Source organism: Sphingomicrobium astaxanthinifaciens, assembly GCF_022865105.1.
Lineage (GTDB): Bacteria > Pseudomonadota > Alphaproteobacteria > Sphingomonadales > Sphingomonadaceae > Sphingomicrobium > Sphingomicrobium astaxanthinifaciens.
In genome coordinates this window covers 300776-316678 of the sequence record NZ_JAKNYM010000001.1, presented here as the reverse complement: position 1 = coordinate 316678, position 15903 = coordinate 300776, and the positions used below count along the sequence as shown (strand labels likewise).

The 15903-nt window shown below is 69.7% G+C and carries 9 protein-coding genes; 8 read left to right on the top strand and 1 reads right to left on the bottom strand.

What is annotated here, in order from left to right:
- Positions 1 to 76 precede the first annotated feature (76 nt).
- The 4 genes from L8951_RS01545 to L8951_RS01530 all read left to right on the top strand — a co-directional run bounded on the left by L8951_RS01545 (position 77) and on the right by L8951_RS01530 (position 7505).
- On the top strand, positions 77 to 3127 hold the full coding sequence (locus tag L8951_RS01545) for a GAF domain-containing protein (RefSeq protein WP_244381243.1): 3051 nt from the start codon (positions 77 to 79) through the stop codon (positions 3125 to 3127).
- A 43-nt stretch (positions 3128 to 3170) separates the two neighbouring features.
- Positions 3171 to 4148: a calcium/sodium antiporter gene (locus L8951_RS01540; RefSeq protein ID WP_244381242.1), complete on the top strand. Its 978-nt coding sequence runs from the start codon at positions 3171 to 3173 to the stop codon at positions 4146 to 4148.
- 84 nt (positions 4149 to 4232) lie between these two features.
- On the top strand, positions 4233 to 6224 hold the full coding sequence (locus L8951_RS01535; protein ID WP_244381241.1) for a BCCT family transporter: 1992 nt from the start codon (positions 4233 to 4235) through the stop codon (positions 6222 to 6224).
- A 30-nt stretch (positions 6225 to 6254) separates the two neighbouring features.
- Positions 6255 to 7505 (top strand): MFS transporter, encoded by a 1251-nt coding sequence (locus L8951_RS01530; RefSeq protein ID WP_322597127.1) that lies wholly within the window; start codon positions 6255 to 6257, stop codon positions 7503 to 7505.
- On the opposite strand, the gene L8951_RS01525 is transcribed toward L8951_RS01530, so the two are convergent.
- On the bottom strand, positions 7502 to 8509 hold the full coding sequence (locus tag L8951_RS01525; RefSeq protein ID WP_244381239.1) for a sensor histidine kinase: 1008 nt from the start codon (positions 8507 to 8509) through the stop codon (positions 7502 to 7504). The two genes, L8951_RS01530 and L8951_RS01525, sit on opposite strands and share 4 nt — an antisense overlap.
- 279 nt (positions 8510 to 8788) lie before the next feature.
- Between L8951_RS01525 and L8951_RS01520 the strand changes: the two genes are divergently transcribed.
- The 4 genes from L8951_RS01520 (at position 8789) to L8951_RS01505 (ending at position 15901) form a co-directional block, all read left to right on the top strand.
- Positions 8789 to 11875 (top strand): EAL domain-containing protein, encoded by a 3087-nt coding sequence (locus L8951_RS01520; RefSeq protein WP_244381238.1) that lies wholly within the window; start codon positions 8789 to 8791, stop codon positions 11873 to 11875.
- A gap of 167 nt (positions 11876 to 12042) precedes the next feature.
- Entirely contained in the window at positions 12043 to 14349 is a 2307-nt protein-coding gene (locus L8951_RS01515; protein ID WP_244381237.1) for a bifunctional salicylyl-CoA 5-hydroxylase/oxidoreductase, read from the top strand.
- On the top strand, positions 14346 to 15095 hold the full coding sequence (locus L8951_RS01510) for an SDR family NAD(P)-dependent oxidoreductase (protein WP_244381236.1): 750 nt from the start codon (positions 14346 to 14348) through the stop codon (positions 15093 to 15095). Before L8951_RS01515 ends, L8951_RS01510 begins: the two co-directional genes overlap by 4 nt.
- Positions 15092 to 15901 carry an enoyl-CoA hydratase family protein gene (locus L8951_RS01505; RefSeq protein ID WP_244381235.1) on the top strand — a complete coding sequence of 270 codons (810 nt, stop codon included), beginning with the start codon at positions 15092 to 15094 and terminating at the stop codon, positions 15899 to 15901. The genes L8951_RS01510 and L8951_RS01505 overlap by 4 nt, the downstream gene beginning before the upstream one ends.
- The last annotated feature ends 2 nt before the right edge of the window (positions 15902 to 15903 follow it).

Sequence of the window (15903 nt, the reverse complement as noted above, 5' to 3'; positions counted from 1 at the left end):
GAGCGTTGCGGGTGGGGATCTGGACAAATCGCGCGAGGCGGGGCCGGCGACCGGCACCTCGCCCCGGAACGCGGAGGTGCTCGCGCTCCTGCGAACGCTGGGCGGGATCGGCGGTTTCGACTACGACATCGCGCGCGACGAGGCGACGTGCACGCCCCACTGCTATGACATTCTCGGGATCGACCCGGGCGATCCGCTGTCGCTCGAGGCCTGGTCCGACCTGCTGCATCCCGATGACCGCGAGCAGGTGGTGGCGCAGGTGCGCCACTGCATCGAGAACCAGGAGCCGGTCGAGCAGAGCTATCGCATCATCCACCGCAAGAGCGGGCAGACCCGATGGGTGGCCAGTCGCTCGGCGATCGTCTGCGACGAGCAAGGGCGGCCCGCGCGTTATGTCGGCGGCATGGTGGATATCAGCGCCAGCCGCCGCGTCCGCGACGACCTGCACGAGACCTCGCGCCGGCTCGATGCCATCCTCAACAACACGCAGATGGCGATCTTCATGATGGATGCGCGCCAGCATTGCGTGTTCATGAACCGCGCGGCCGAGCAACTGACCGGATATACGCTCGCGGAGACGTTGGATCGTCCGCTGCACGACGTCATCCACCACACGCACCCCGATGGCCGCCCCTATCCGCTCGAGGAATGCCCGATCGACCGCGCCTTCCCCGAGCGCAACCAGATGCAGGGCGAGGAAGTGTTCGTGCACAAGGACGGGCATTTCTACCCGGTCGCCTTCACCGCCTCGCCGATCCGCGACGACGACGGCGAGCCGATCGGCACGATCATCGAGGCGCGCGACATCTCGCAACGCCGGCGCGAGGAACTGCTGCGCGACACGCAGAACCGGGTGCTCGAGCTGGCGATCGCGAATAGCCCGGTCGAGGAGCCGCTGCGCGAGCTCATCCTCGCGGTCGAGCAGAGCAGCACCAATGCGATGGTCGGCTCGATCCTGCTGCTGGACCGCGACGGCAGGCTGCATCACGGCGCGGCGCCCAACCTCCCGGCCTCCTACATCGAGGCCATCGACGGGCTCGAGATCGGCCCCGAGGTCGGTTCGTGCGGGAGCGCCGCCTATCATGGGCGCGAGGTCCATGTCAGCGATATCGAGCACGATCCCAAATGGGCGCCGTTCCGCGATCTCGCGCTCGAGCACGGGTTTCGCGCCTGCTGGTCCACCCCGATCCTGTCGGGCGACGGCGAGGTCCTCGGCACCTTCGCGATCTATTATCCCGAACCGCGCGAGGCCTCGGACGGGGATCGCGAACTGGTCGAGTTCGTCTGCCGCGCCGCCTCGCTGGTGATCGCGCGCGACCGGGCGGAGCGCGAGCGCAGCGAGCAGGCGCAGACGCTCGAGACGCTCAACCGGGTCGGCGCGGGGCTCGCCGCCGAACTCGATCTCGAGAAGATCGTGCAGATGGTCACCGACAGCGGGGTCCGCTTGAGCGGCGCCAAATTCGGGGCCTTCTTCTACAATGCGACCGCCGAGCAGGCCTATATGCTCTACACCTTGTCGGGGGCGAAGCGGTCCGATTTCGAGCGTTTCCCGATGCCGCGGATCACCGAGGTGTTCCATCCCACCTTCTCGGGCTCGGGCGTGGTGCGCTCGGCGGATATCCAGGCCGACCCGCGCTACGGCCGCAACGCGCCGCACGACGGCATGCCCGAGGGCCACCTGCCGGTGCGCAGCTATCTCGCGGTCCCGGTGGTCAGCCGCGGCGGCGAGGTGATCGGCGGCCTGCTGTTCGGGCATCCCGACCCCGGCCGCTTCTCGGCGCGGCACGAGGACCTGCTCGTCGGGCTGGCCGGGCAGGCCGCGATCGCGATCGACAATGCGCGGCTCTTCGCCGACGCGCAGCGCGAGATCGCCGAGCGCCGCGGCGCCGAAACGGCGGTGCGCGAACTCAACGCGACGCTCGAGGAGCGCGTCGAGGCCGCGGTCGCCGAACGCGAGAAGGCCGAGGAAATCCTGCGCCAGTCGCAGAAGATGGAGGCGGTCGGGCAGCTGACCGGGGGGATCGCCCACGATTTCAACAACCTGCTCACCATCATCTCGGGCAACCTCGACAGCGTGCGGCGGCGGATCGGGGACGCGGCCGACCCCAAGGTCCGGCGGGCGCTCGACCATGCCGCGCTCGGGGCCGAGCGCGCCTCCACGCTGACCCAGCGGCTGCTCGCCTTTTCGCGGCGCCAGCCCCTGTCACCGCAGGCCACCGATCCCAACCGGCTGATCGGCGACATGAGCGACATGCTCCACCGCGCACTGGGGGAAACGATCGAGATCGAGACCGAATTCGCGCCGGAGGCCTGGCCCATCCTCGCCGACCGCAACCAGCTCGAGAGCGCGCTCATCAACCTGGCGGTCAATGCGCGCGACGCGATCTTCGCCAAATCGGCGGACGGGGCGGGAACGCTGTCGATCGCGACCGAGAATGTCACGCTGGACGAAGACCATGCCGCGCGCCTCGATGCCCGGTGCGGCGACCATGTCCGCATCGCGGTGCGCGACACCGGCGCGGGCATGGACGCCGACGTCAAGAGCCACGTGTTCGAACCCTTCTTCACGACCAAGGAGGTGGGCAAGGGCACCGGGCTCGGCCTGTCGATGGTCTACGGGTTCGTAAAGCAATCGGACGGGCATATCGACGTCCAGTCGGAGCCGGGGGTGGGGACCTGCATCGAGATCTACCTGCCCCGCCACGACCAGGCCGAGGACGCTCCCGGCGAGGATCGCAGCGGCGGGCAGGCGACCCTGCAATCGGACGCGCACGTGCTGGTGTGCGAGGATGATGCGGGGGTGCGCGCCTATACGGTCGAGCTGCTGCGCGAGATCGGCTGCACCGTCCACGAGGCCGCCGACGGGCATGCGGCGATCCGGATCCTCGAGGACGATACGAGGGTCGACCTCCTGTTCACCGACATCGTGCTGCCCGGGGGGATGAACGGGGTCGAGGTGGCGCGCAAGGCGCGCGCGGTGCGGCCGGGGCTCAAGATCCTCTACACCACGGGCTATGCGCGCGATGCGCTGAACGACGAGGAATTGAAGCAACAGGGGGTCGAGGTCATCACCAAACCCTTCTCCTTCGCCGAGTTGACGCGCCGCCTGGGGCAACTGCTGGCGTAAGCCCCAAGGCCAGCAGATGGCCGCGCAACAGGGAACCTTGCTCATGACCTACCTCCTGCTCCTCGGCGGTCTCGCGCTGTTGATCGTCGGTGGTGACCTGCTCGTGAGGGGCGCCGTCCGGATCGCCGAGCGGATGGGGCTGTCGCCGATGCTGATCGGGCTCACGATCGTCGGGATGGGCACGTCGATGCCCGAGCTCGCCGCGAGCGTGCAGGCCGCGCTCGCCGGGTCGCCGGGGATCGCGCTCGGCAACATCGTGGGCTCGAATATCGCCAATTCGCTGTTGATCCTGGGGGTCGCGGCGGCGGTATCGCCTTTCGTGGTGCCGCGCGGCGTGCTGTGGCGCGACGGCGGGATGGGGGCGCTCGCCGCGCTGGCGCTGCTCGTGGCCGGCCATGTCGCCGGCCTGAGCCGCCCGGTCGGGCTGGCGCTGGTGCTGGCGATGATCGGCTATGTCCTGCTCGCCTACCGGCAGGAGAAGGCCGCGACCGTTCACGGCGCGGTCTACGACAAGGCGGCGGCGTTCGAGGGGGTGGACCCGGCGGTCGGAGCCGTTCCCGACCGGTCCGGCCATCCCGCCGTCGCGGCCGTCCAGTTCATCGCCGGGCTGGGGCTGATCATCGGTGGGGGCAGCCTCCTCGTCGATGCGGCGATCACGATCGCCTCCGACCTCGGGGTGGGCGACGATGTGATCGGGCTGACGGTGGTCGCGGTCGGCACCTCGCTGCCCGAACTGGTCACTTCGGCGATCGCCGCGTTCAAGCGGCAGGGCGAGATCGCGCTCGGCAACGTGCTCGGCTCGAACATCTACAACATCCTCTTCATCGGCGGGGTGACCGGCATGGTCGCGCCGACCAAAATCCCTGCCGGCATCCTGGGCTTCGACCTGCCGCTGTTGCTGGGCATCGCGCTGCTGGTGATGGTTTTCGCCTATACCGGCGGGCGCCTGCGGCGGAGCGAGGGGGCGGCGCTGGTGGCGGGCTATGCCGCCTATACGAGCATCACTGCGGGGCTGGTCTAGCCGCAAGATCGCGAGGACCGCCGGGGTCGTTCGCCCCATCGGGCACCATTCGACCGCGCGGGCCGTTGGGGGACTGACGCGGCCATGACGAGAGGGCAGATGGGCGAGCAGCAACCGGCGATCGAGACAGGCGCGCGGCGCGCGCGGATCAACCCTCCCGTCTTCTTCACCTCGGCGGGGCTGATCCTCCTGTTCGTCCTGCTCGGGGCGCTGTTCTCCGAGCAGGCGGGGTCCTTTTTCGATCGCCTGCAGGCGCAGATCGTGAGCAGCTTCGGCTGGTTCTACGTGCTCGCGGTGGCGGGCTTCCTGCTGTTCGCGCTGTTCCTGCTGGTGAGCCGCCATGGCGACATCAAGCTCGGCCCCGACGATGCCGACCCCGACTATAGCTACCTTTCCTGGTTCGCGATGCTGTTCAGCGCGGGCATGGGGATCGGGCTCGTCTTCTTCGGGGTGGCCGAACCCGTCCTCCATTATGTCTCGCCGCCGGTCGGGGAGGGCGAGACGGTCGCCGCCGCGCGCGAGGCGATGACGCTGACCTTCTTCCACTGGGGGCTGCACGCGTGGGCGATCTACATCGTGGTGGCGCTGGCGCTGGCCTATTTCGCCTTCCGCCGCGGGCTGCCGCTGACCGTCCGCTCGGCGCTCTACCCGCTGATCGGCAACCGCATCCACGGGCCGATCGGGCATGCGGTCGACATCTTCGCGGTCCTCGGCACGATGTTCGGGGTCGCGACCTCGCTCGGGCTCGGCGTCCTGCAGGTCAATGCGGGGATTGCCTATCTGGTCGGGGTGCCCGTCAGCGCCGCGGTGCAGGTGATGCTGATCGGCGCGATCACCCTGTTGGCGACGGGGTCGGTCATCATGGGGCTCGATCGCGGCATCCGCCGGTTGAGCCAGCTCAACATCATCCTCGCGGTCGGGCTGCTATCGTTCGTGCTTGTCGCGGGCCCCACGCTGTTCCTGCTGCAGGCCTATGTCCAGAATATCGGCGCCTACCTCGGCAGCGTGGTGCCGCGCACCTTCCGCATGTACGCCTACGAGCCCAATGCCTGGCTCGGCGACTGGACGCTATTCTACTGGGGGTGGTGGATCGCCTGGTCGCCCTTTGTGGGCATGTTCATCGCGCGCATTTCGAGGGGGCGCACGATCCGCGAATTCATCGCCGGGGTGCTGCTGGTACCGGTGCTCTTCACCTTCCTGTGGATGACCGTCTTCGGCAACAGCGCGATTTCGCTCGACCTGTCGGGACTGGCGCCGATCGCCCAGGTCGTGGCCGACGACCTGCCGGTCGCGCTGTTCGCGATGCTCGAGCAGTTCCCGCTGTCGGCGCTGACCTCGGGGATCGCGACCCTCCTCATCATCACCTTCTTCGTCACCTCGGCCGATTCGGGCGCGCTGGTGATCGACACCATCACCTCGGGCGCGGCCGATTCCTCGCATGTCTGGCAGCGCGTCTTCTGGGCGGTGTCGGCGGGCGTGGTCGCCGCCATCCTGCTGCTGGCAGGGGGGCTGCAGGCGCTGCAGACCGCCGCGATCGCGAGCGCGCTGCCCTTCGCGCTGGTGATGGTGCTGATGTGCTACGGGCTGCTGCGCGCGCTCCAGAAGGAGGGCGAGCCCTCACGAGGCGACGTGCCCCCCGCCTATATCGCCGCCGCCGCCACGCCCAACTGGCGCCAGCAGCTCCAGTCGATCGTCCGCCTCCACCGCCGCGAGGACGTCGCCGCCTTCATCGACGAGCGGGCCGTGCCGGCGTTCGAGCAGGTGCTGCGGCAACTGGACGAGCCCGGCATCAGCCACTGGCTCGATTCCACCGCCGGCGGGGTCGCGGTGCGGATCGCGCATGGCGAGCTGGGCAGCTTCAGCTATTGCCTGCGGGTGCGCGCCTTCCGCTTCCCCAGCTTCGCGTGGAGCCAGAGCGACACCGAGGCGCAGGCCGAGCGGCGCCATTATCGCGTCCTTGCGCATTCCTCGGAGGGCGATGCCGAGCATGACGTCACCGGCTACAGCCAGGACCAGCTGATCGGCGACATGCTCGCGCGCTATGCGCATTTCCGTCACGCGCGCCGAATGGACTGAGCCATGCTATCGGTTCTGGCACCGGTCAGAATGCTGCTGTTCGCCATCTTCCTGCTGGCTAGCGGGAGCGGCGGGCTCGCCACGCTGACCGCGGTGCGGCTTGAGGGCGCGGGGGTCGACACGACCGTCATCGGGCTGGTCGCCACCGCCTATTTCCTCGGCCTTACCATCGGCTCGACCATCGCCTTCCGGCTGATCGCCAAGGTCGGGCATATCCGCGCCTTCGCCGCCTTCGTCTCGGTGCTCTCCGCGCTCGCGCTCGTCTATGCGATCCACGTCTTCGCTGCCACCTGGGCGCTGGCGCGCCTGCTCGAGGGGTTCTGCATGGCGGGAGTCTATATCTGCCTTGAGAGCTGGCTGGCGGCGCGCTCGGGCACGGCGAGCCGGGGGTCGGTGCTCGGCGCCTATATGGTCGCGCTCTATGCCGGTCAGGCGCTCAGCCAGTTCCTCCTGACGACGGGCGGGGCGCAGTCGCACTGGCCCTTCATCGGCGCCTCGATGCTCCTGTCGCTGTCGGTCATCCCGATCGCGCTGACCCGGCGCGAGCAGCCGGTGCTTGCCGCGGTCGTGCCCTTCGGGCTCAAGCGGCTCTACGCGATCTCGCCGCTCGGGGTCGCCGGGGGCATGGCCAGCGGCCTCATCCTCGGCGGATTTTACGGGATCGCCCCGATCTATGCGCGGCTGATCGGGCTCGACGTCGCCGCCACCGCCTCGTTCATGAGCGCCGCGATCGTCGGCGGCATGCTGCTCCAGATCCCGGTGGGACGTTTGTCCGACGCCTTCGACCGTCGCAAGGTCCTGCTGCTGGTCTATGCCACGGTAGCGGCAGTGAGCATCGCGCTGGCGCTGAGCGAGGCGCGGGGGCTCGCGCTGTTCATCGCCATGGCGCTGTTCGGCGGAACGGCCTTCGCGCTCTATCCGCTGTGCGTGGCGCATGCCAACGACCATGTCGATAACGCGGATCGGATCGCCACCAGCGCGGGGATGGTGCTCGCTTATTCGCTCGGCGCGATCGCCGGGCCGCTGCTCGGCTCGCTGGCGGTCAGCGCGGCGGGGCCGTCGGGGCTGTTCCTCTACACCGCGGCTTGCGCCGCCGCGATCTTCGTCTTCGCGCTCTGGCGGCTGCTCGATCGGCCTCCGGTGCCCGACGAGGAGCAGCGCGCCTTCATCGCGATGCCGCGCACCTCGCCCGCCGTCGCCCCGCTCGATCCGATGTCGGGGGCGGGAGAGCGCGAGCGGGCCGACGCGGCGGCCCCGCCGGACCCGGCCGACCCGGCCTAAAAGCGGACGGGGTCGGCGCTCCGGCGCCGTGTCCGCTCGCGATCGAGCTCGATTCTGCAGACCAGCCCGTCCTTGTGAAAATCGAGCTGCGCGCGGCCCGATGGCCCCAGCGCGCGGCCGATCAGGTTCGACCCGAGCCCGTCCTCGCGCACCTCGGCGACCGGGGGGCCGCCCGTCTCGCGCCACTCGACCCGCGCCTGCGAGGGCGTGGTCGCAATGGTGATCGCCACCCGGCCGGCGTCGTTCGAAAAGGCGCCATATTTGATCGCGTTGGTGATCAGTTCGTGGATGATGACGGCAAAGGCCTGCGCATCCTTGGGCGCCAGCACGATCACGTCGTCTTCCTGCAAGTCGACCCGTTCGCGCAGCGACGGGAAGGCGGTCAGTTCGCGCTCGAGGATTTCGCCGAGCCCGAGGTCGCGGTCGGTCTCGCCGAGCAGCAGGTCCTGTGTGCGGGCGAGCGCTTCGACCCGGCCGGAAAGCGCGTTCACGAAGGCCGGATCCACCTTGGCGCTGCGGCCCGACAGGCTGATCAGCGCCTTGACCATCGTGAGCATGTTGCGAACGCGGTGATTGAGTTCCTGCGTGACGAGCGAGAGCCGCATCTCGTTGCGCTTCGTCTGGGTGATGTCGATGACGTTGCCGATGAGCGCGGTGATCGAACCGTCGTCGTCGAAGATCGGACGCCCCGCGGCATTGATCCAGCGTTCGACCCCATCGGCGCGCACGATGCGGCAATCGAACAGCCATTCCGTCTGCTGCTCGAGCGCCTGTTGCTGGAGTTCATCGACGCGCGCCCGGTCCTCTTCGACGACATGATCGAGGAACATCTCGTAGGTCCATTCGGCCAGCCCGTCCGGATAGCCGAAGATCTCGTCGTGCCGCCGGTTCCTCCAGGCGTGGCCCGTGGCGACATCGAGCTTCCAGATCCCGATATGCCCGGTCTCGATCACGAGGCGGAGGAGGTCGGCGCTCGAATTTTCGAACTGTTGGATATCGGGCATCAAGACGGCCTAGCCCGCGCGCCCCTCGCTGTCACCTCGACTTTGCTTCAATCTGCACGCGGCTCGCGCCCCCCGATGGCCATGGCTTGCCCGGCGCGTGCGACCTCCTCGGAATGCGGCACGCGCGAGGCGGGGCTCGAGCCCGACAGGTATCGTCTGCCCGAGGACGTCTGAGCGTCGCGCTGAGCGGCCGGTCTTCGGGGGCGGGATTAACGCTTATTCAACGTCGTAGGGGCACAACCTCGCGCTGACGCCACGTCACGGGGTTTTGGATCGGACATGAGGTTCTGGGCAAGGAATGAGACCACGGCGGCCGGCGCGGCCGGTCAAGAGGGTGGGGCGCCGCGCGCGGCGATCGCGCGCCCGCGGCGCGGATCGCGCGACCACGCCGCCGCGCAGCGGCTGCTGCGGACCTACGAGGAGACCTCGGTCGGCTGGTTCTGGATGACCGATGCCGAGGGGCGCCTGTCCTATCTGACCCGCGAGGTCGCGGCGCAGTTCGGGGAACCCGATGCCGCGCTGGGCGCGCCGCTGTTCGATTTCTTCGAGGCGGCCGACGACAGCGACAGCGGCAGCCGCGGGCTGCGGTTCACGCTGGCGCGAAAGAAGAAGTTCCAGGAACTGACCGTGCGCGCGCGGTTGCCCGGATCGACCCGCCTGTGGTCGCTGTCGGGCGTGCCGCAGGAGGATGCGGCGGGCCGCTTCAGCGGCTATTGCGGCTCGGCGATCGACGTCACCGACCAGGTGCAGGCGACCCGGGCGACCTCGCGGCTGGCCATGCACGACCCGCTCACCGGGCTGCCCAACCGGCTGCGCATGCGGCACGTGCTCGAGGCCGAACTCGAAGCCGCGCGCGCCACCACCAGCCGCTGCGCGGTGCTGACCATCGATCTTGATCGCTTCAAGCAGGTCAACGACACGCTCGGGCATCCGGTGGGCGATGCCCTGCTCGTACAGGTCGCCGACCGCATCGTCGGCATCGTCGGGGACAAGGAGCGTGCCTTCCGTCTCGGCGGCGACGAGTTCCAGATCGTCCACCGCGGCGACTGCAGTGCCGCCACGCTCGAGGCGCTCGGGCGGCGGCTCATCGCGAGCCTCTCGCAATCCTATTCGATCGAGGGCACGCGCTGCACCATCGGCGCCTCGGTGGGGATCGCGATCGCCCCCGACGACGGCCAGACCGTCGAGGATATCGTGCGCAACGCCGATCTCGCGCTCTATGACGCCAAGGGGAGCGGGCGCGGCCGGGTCAGCTTCTTCACCCGCTCGCTGCTCAAGACCGCCGAGCGGCGGCGGATCCTCGAGAACGACCTGCGCGATGCGCTCGCGGCGGGGCAGATCGAGGTCCATTACCAGCCGGTGGTCAGCACCCAGTCGGACCGCATGACCTGCGTCGAGGCGCTGATCCGCTGGCCCCATCCCGAATATGGCTACATCTCGCCCGCGCAGTTCATTCCCGTCGCCGAGGAAGCCAACCTGATCGTCCCGCTCGGCGACTGGGTGCTGCGCAAGGCGTGCGAGGATGCGGCGAGCTGGGAGGGCGAGGTGCGCGTGGCGGTCAATGTCTCGCCGCTGCAATTCGATTCCTCGCTGATTGCGAAGGTGACCAACGCGCTGGCCGCGAGCGGGCTCGCGCCCGAGCGGCTCGAACTGGAGATCACCGAGGGGGTGTTCCTCGATCCGTCCGCCTCGGTCGACAATGTCTTCGATGGGCTCAAGCATATCGGGGTGCGGCTCGCGCTCGACGATTTCGGCACCGGCTATTCCTCGCTCGGCTATCTCAAGACCGCGCCCTTCGACAAGATCAAGATCGACCAGAGCTTCGTGCGAGCCGCGACTCTGCCGGGTTCGCGCAACCAGGCGATCATCGCCGCCATCGTGGCGCTCGCCGGGGCGCTGCGCATGGAGACCACCGCCGAGGGGGTTGAGACGCTCGACCAGCTCGACCTGGTGCGCAACCTCGGGGTGAGCCACGTGCAGGGCTACGTCTACAGCAAGCCGCTCGAGGTCGAGGAGCTGGCCCGCCGGATCGGCACGGGCGAGCTGACGATCACGCCCAAGGGGCCCTCGCGCCAGCGCAGCGAGCGCGTCTCCATGTACCGCACGGTGCGGGCGATCTTCGGCAACCACAGCCGCGAGCTGCTGATCCGGAACCTGTCGGAGACGGGGGCGCTGGTCGAAGGGCTCGACGACGTGCCGCCGCAGTCGCCGCTCATCGTCGATTTCGGCGAGGGGTTCCTCGCCTTCGCCAAGGTGGTGCGGCGGCGCAACCGGCAGCAGGGGCTCGAGTTCGAGGAGCGACTGGTCAGCGACGAGGCGGGCGCCTACCGCCCCGCCCAGGCGGTGTCGACCTATGCGCTCGAGGCGGCGCGATTGCCCGCGCTGTCGCCCGCGGCAGCGCTGCCCGCGCCGGGCGATTATGATGATGACGCGCTCGAACGCTATCGCGCGCGTCTCAAGATCCCCGGGTCCGCCGCCGGCGCCGCCGGCGCCGCCAGCGCGCGGGCCGGGGCGGCCGAGCGCGCGGGCGAGCCGCGCGGCGGCGACCAACGTGCGGGCGATCCGGCGGAAAAGTGGCGGCGGCTGCCGGCGATCGTCGACCTCGTCTCGAACGCCGACGAGGCCGCCTATTCGGCGCGCGATCGCCAGCTGCTGCGCGAGCATATCCTGCCCGCCTTCGGGCACCTGAGCCCCGACACCATCTCCGCCTCGCGGATCGGCGAGTGGCTCGTGGCCAAATCGCGGGAGGAGGGGCTCGATCCCGCGCTGGTCGACCGGCTCGAGCGTTTGATGGGGCAGATCTATCTCGGCGCGATCCAGCTGGGGCGCAACGGGACCGTCGGCGCGCCGGCGCAGGTGGTTGCGGGCGGCACCGGGCGCAACGTCCACGAGCGGCCGCTCTCGAAGGAGGAGGTCGCGCGGATCGAGGAGGCGGTCGAGGCCAGCCCCAACACGCAGCTCAAGCATGTCGTCGCGCTCCTCATTCACAGCAAGGTGCGCGAGCGCGACATCCTTCAGGCGAGGTGGGACGACATCGATCTGGCGCATGGGACGTGGACGATCCCCACCGCCGAGGGCAGCCGCGACCGGGTGGTCCCGCTGACCGCGGCGGCGCGGCGGGTGATCGATCGCCTGCCCCGCTTCGAGGACTGCTCCTACCTGATGCCCAACCCGACGACCCGCAAACCCTACAAGTCGCTGGCCTCGAGCTGGGACACGGCGCGGCGCAAGGCGGGGCTGCCCGACGTCGAGATCGACGACCTGCGCTTCTGTGACGAGGGGGCGAGGGCCGAGGTCGCGCCGCGCCCCGGCCATATCGGCGCCGCCGTCGGGCGCTTCGTCGAGGCGATGCGGGCGGCCGAATAGGCTCGGCGGCGCCTCGCCCCGCCCGGGCTGCGGGCGTTACTGCCGGGGGGCGGGGCCATGGCGCGCCAGCAGCGCGCCGAAGGTCGGCGCGAGGTCGTTCGCAGCCTCGCCGCGGATTGCCACGCCGGAGCGAATCTCCTACGCCTCGGCTGGTCAGGGGAGGCGTCATGAAGATCGCGGTGCTGGGCGGCGGGCCGGCGGGGCTCTATTTCTCGATCTCGATGAAGCGGCGCGATCCCGACTGCACGATTGAGCTGTTCGAGCGCAACCGGGCCGACGACACCTTCGGCTGGGGCGTGGTCTTTTCCGACCAGACGGTCGACAACCTGATGGCCAACGACCCCGTGAGCGGGGCGGTGATCCGCGACGAATTCGCGCATTGGGACGACATCGACGTGCACCTGCGCGGGGAGTGCATCCGCTCCTCGGGGCACGGGTTCATCGGCATCGGGCGCAAGCGGCTGCTCGCGATCCTGCAGGAGCGCGCGCGCGCGCTCGGGGTGGTGATGCACTTCGAGCACGAGGCCTCGAGCGATCTTGCCGATTGGGCCGACTATGACCTCGTCATCGCCGCCGACGGCGCCAACAGCCGCATCCGGCGCCGCTACGAGGAGCATTTCGGGGTCGATATCGACCGTCGCCGCAACAAATATTTCTGGTTCGGCACGCCGCGCACCTTCGAGGCCTTCACCTTCGCCTTCGAGCAGCTGCCCGAGGGGTGGGTGTGGGCGCACGCCTATCGCTTCGACGAGGGTTGCTCGACCTTCATCGTCGAGATGGCCCCCGAGACGTGGGACGCGCTCGGCTTCGGCGAGATGAGCCAGGCGCAGGCGATCGCGCGCTGCGAGGCGATCTTCGCGGCGCAGCTGGACGGCGCGCCGCTCTTGTCGAACGCGAAACATCTCGAGGGGCCCGAGGCGTGGCTCCGCTTCCCGCGCATCATCTGCGAGCGCTGGCACCATGAGAACCTCATCCTCATCGGCGATGCCGCGCATACCGCGCATTTCTCGATCGGGTCGGGCACCAAGCTCGCGCTCGAGGACGCGATCAAGCTTGCCGAGGTGCTGGGTCGCGAGGGGCTGGCGCTCGGCGACGCGCTCGAGGAATATCGCGCCGAGCGCCATCTCGAGGTGCTCAAGCTGCAGAACAGCGCGCGCAATTCGACCGAATGGTTCGAGACGCTCGATCGCTACCTGCATTTCGAGCCGATCCAGTTCGCCTATTCGCTGCTCACGCGCTCGCAGCGGGTCAGCCACGAGAATTTGCGGCTGCGCGACCCCGCGTTCGTGGCGCGGCTCGAAGAATGGTTCGACCGGCGCGCGGGCGGGGCGGGGGAGGCGGTGCCGCCGATGTTCGCGCCCTTCCGGCTGCGCGAGATGGCGCTTGCCAACCGCGTCGTGGTCTCGCCGATGGCGATCTACATGGCCGAGGAGGGCCTGGTCGGCGACTATCACCTCGTGCATTATGGCGAGCGGGCGAAGGGCGGGGCGGGGCTCGTCCATAGCGAGATGACCTGCGTTAGCCCCGAAGGGCGCATCACCCCCGGCTGCCCCGGCATGTGGACCGACGAACAGGCCGCGGCGTGGCGGCGCATCGTCGATTTCGCGCATGCCCACAGCGATGCCAAGTTCTGCCTCCAGCTCGGCCATTCGGGTCCCAAGGGATCGACCCGCGTCGGCTGGGAGGGCTATGACGTGCCGCTGGAGGCGGGCAACTGGCCGATCATGGCCGCCTCGGACGTGGCCTGGCGCCCCGACAACCAGGTCCCGCGGCCGATGACCCGCGCGGACATGGACCAGGTGCGGGACGACTTCGTCGCGGCGACGCGGCGCGGGGTCGCGGCGGGGTTCGACATGCTCGAGCTGCACGCCGCGCACGGCTACCTGCTGTCGAGCTTCATCACCCCGCTCCACAACAAGCGGACCGACGCCTATGGCGGCAGCCTCGAGAACCGGCTGCGCTTCCCGCTCGAGGTGTTCGCGGCGATGCGCGCGGCCTGGCCCGCCGAGCGGCCGATGTCGGTGCGCATCTCGGCCAACGACTGGATGGGCGAACAGGGGGTGACCCCCGACGAGGCGGTCGCCATCGGGCGCGCCTTTGCCGAGGCTGGCGCCGACCTGATCGATGTCTCGGCGGGGCAGACCTGGGCCGATTGCAAGCCGGTCTACGGGCGCATGTTCCAGACCCCCTTTTCCGACCAGATCCGCAACGAGGCGCGGCTGACGACCATGGCGGTGGGCAACATCTTCGAGACCGACCATGCCAATTCGATCCTGGCCGCCGGGCGCGCCGACCTCGTCGCGCTGGCGCGGCCGCATCTTGCCGACCCGCACTGGACGCTGCGCGCGGCGGCGGCGCTGGACTATGAGGGCGTGCGCGTGCCCAAGCCCTATCGGGCGGGGCACGAACAGCTGGCGCGCAACCTGCAACGGGCGGCGCAACTGGCGCAGGCGGCGGCGGAGGCGCGATCGTGAGGCTGCAAGGCGCCCATGCGCTGGTCACGGGGGGCGGCACCGGCATCGGCGCGGCGATCGCGCGCGCGCTGGCCGCCGAGGGCGCCCGGCTGAGCCTGGTCGGGCGGCGGCTGGCGCCGCTCGAGGCGGTCGCCGAGGAGACCGGGGGAACCGCGATCCGCGCCGACCTCGTGGAGCCCGAGCAGATCGCCCGCGCCGTCGCCGAGGCGCGCGCGGCCAACGGGCCGCTGACCATCCTCGTCAACAATGCGGGGATTGCGCCGTCGGCCCCCTTCGCGCGCACCGATGCCGCGACGTGGCGCGCGGTGATGGCGACCAACCTCGATGCGCCCTTCCACTGCTGCAAGGCCGCGCTCGGCGACCTGCTCGCCGCCGAGGCGGGGCGGATCGTGACCATCGCCTCGGTCGCGGGACTCGAGGGCTTCGCCTATGTCGCGCCCTATGTCGCCTCCAAGCACGGGGTGGTCGGGCTGATGCGCGCGATCGCCGCCGAATATGCGGGCACCTCGCTCACCGCCAATGCGGTCTGCCCGGGGTTCGTCGATACCGACATCGTCGCCAACGCCGCCGCGCTGATCGCCGCCAAGAGCGGGATGGGCGAGGAAGAAGCGCGCGCCCAGCTGGCCCGCCAGAACAAGGGCGGCACGCTGCTCACCCCCGAGGATGTCGCCAAGGTGGTCGCCGAGCTGTGCGACCCGTCGAACCGCACCAACGGCGCCGCCATCACCATCGAGGACCGATCATGAACCCCGAGACCTTCGCCCCCGACCATTTCCGCTGGACCCTTGCCGACGGGGTGGCGACGATCACGCTCGATCGGCCCGAGAAGAAGAACCCGCTGACCTTCGACAGCTATGCCGAGCTAGTGGCGACCTTCCGCCAGCTGCGCGACACGCCCGCGGTCAAGGCGGTCGTGATGGCGGGCGCGGGGGGCAATTTCTCGAGCGGCGGCGATGTCCACGAGATCATCGGGCCGCTGACGAAGATGGACATGCCGGGGCTGCTCGCCTTCACCCGCATGACGGGCGACCTCGTGAAGGCGATGCGCGGCTGCCCGCAGCCGGTCATCGCCGCGCTGAAGGGCGTGTGCGCGGGCGCGGGCGCGATCGTGGCGATGGCCTCGGACATGCGGCTCGCCGCGCCCGATACGCGCACCGCCTTCCTCTTCACCCGGGTCGGGCTGGCGGGCTGCGACATGGGGGCCTGCGCGATCCTGCCGCGCCTGATCGGGCAGGGTCGGGCCTCCGAGCTCCTCTACACCGGCCGGTTCATGAGCGCCGAGGAAGGGCTCGCCTGGGGGTTCCACAATCGCATCGTCGAGGAGGGGAGCGTCCTCGAGGCCGCGCAGGCGCTGGCAGGACGCCTCGCCGAGGGCCCGACCTTCGCGCATGGCATCACCAAGACCCAGCTGTCGGCGGAGTGGAACGTGAGCCTCGAGACCGCGATCGAGATGGAGGCGCAGGCGCAGGCGATCTGCATGGCGACCAACGATTTCCGCCGCGCCTTCGAGGCCTTCGCCGAGCGCCGCACGCCCGCGTTCAAGGGGGACTAGCC

Excerpts from the sequence above, each read along its gene's own strand:
- L8951_RS01535 (WP_244381241.1), top strand. The coding sequence starts at position 4,233 with ATGACGAGAGGGCAGATGGGCGAGCAGCAACCGGCGATCGAGACAGGC.
- L8951_RS01530 (WP_322597127.1), top strand. The coding sequence starts at position 6,255 with ATGCTGCTGTTCGCCATCTTCCTGCTGGCTAGCGGGAGCGGCGGGCTC.
- L8951_RS01525 (WP_244381239.1), bottom strand. The coding sequence starts at position 8,509 with ATGCCCGATATCCAACAGTTCGAAAATTCGAGCGCCGACCTCCTCCGC.
- L8951_RS01540 (WP_244381242.1), top strand. The coding sequence starts at position 3,171 with ATGACCTACCTCCTGCTCCTCGGCGGTCTCGCGCTGTTGATCGTCGGT.
- L8951_RS01505 (WP_244381235.1), top strand. The coding sequence starts at position 15,092 with ATGAACCCCGAGACCTTCGCCCCCGACCATTTCCGCTGGACCCTTGCC.
- L8951_RS01520 (WP_244381238.1), top strand. The coding sequence starts at position 8,789 with ATGAGGTTCTGGGCAAGGAATGAGACCACGGCGGCCGGCGCGGCCGGT.
- L8951_RS01515 (WP_244381237.1), top strand. The coding sequence starts at position 12,043 with ATGAAGATCGCGGTGCTGGGCGGCGGGCCGGCGGGGCTCTATTTCTCG.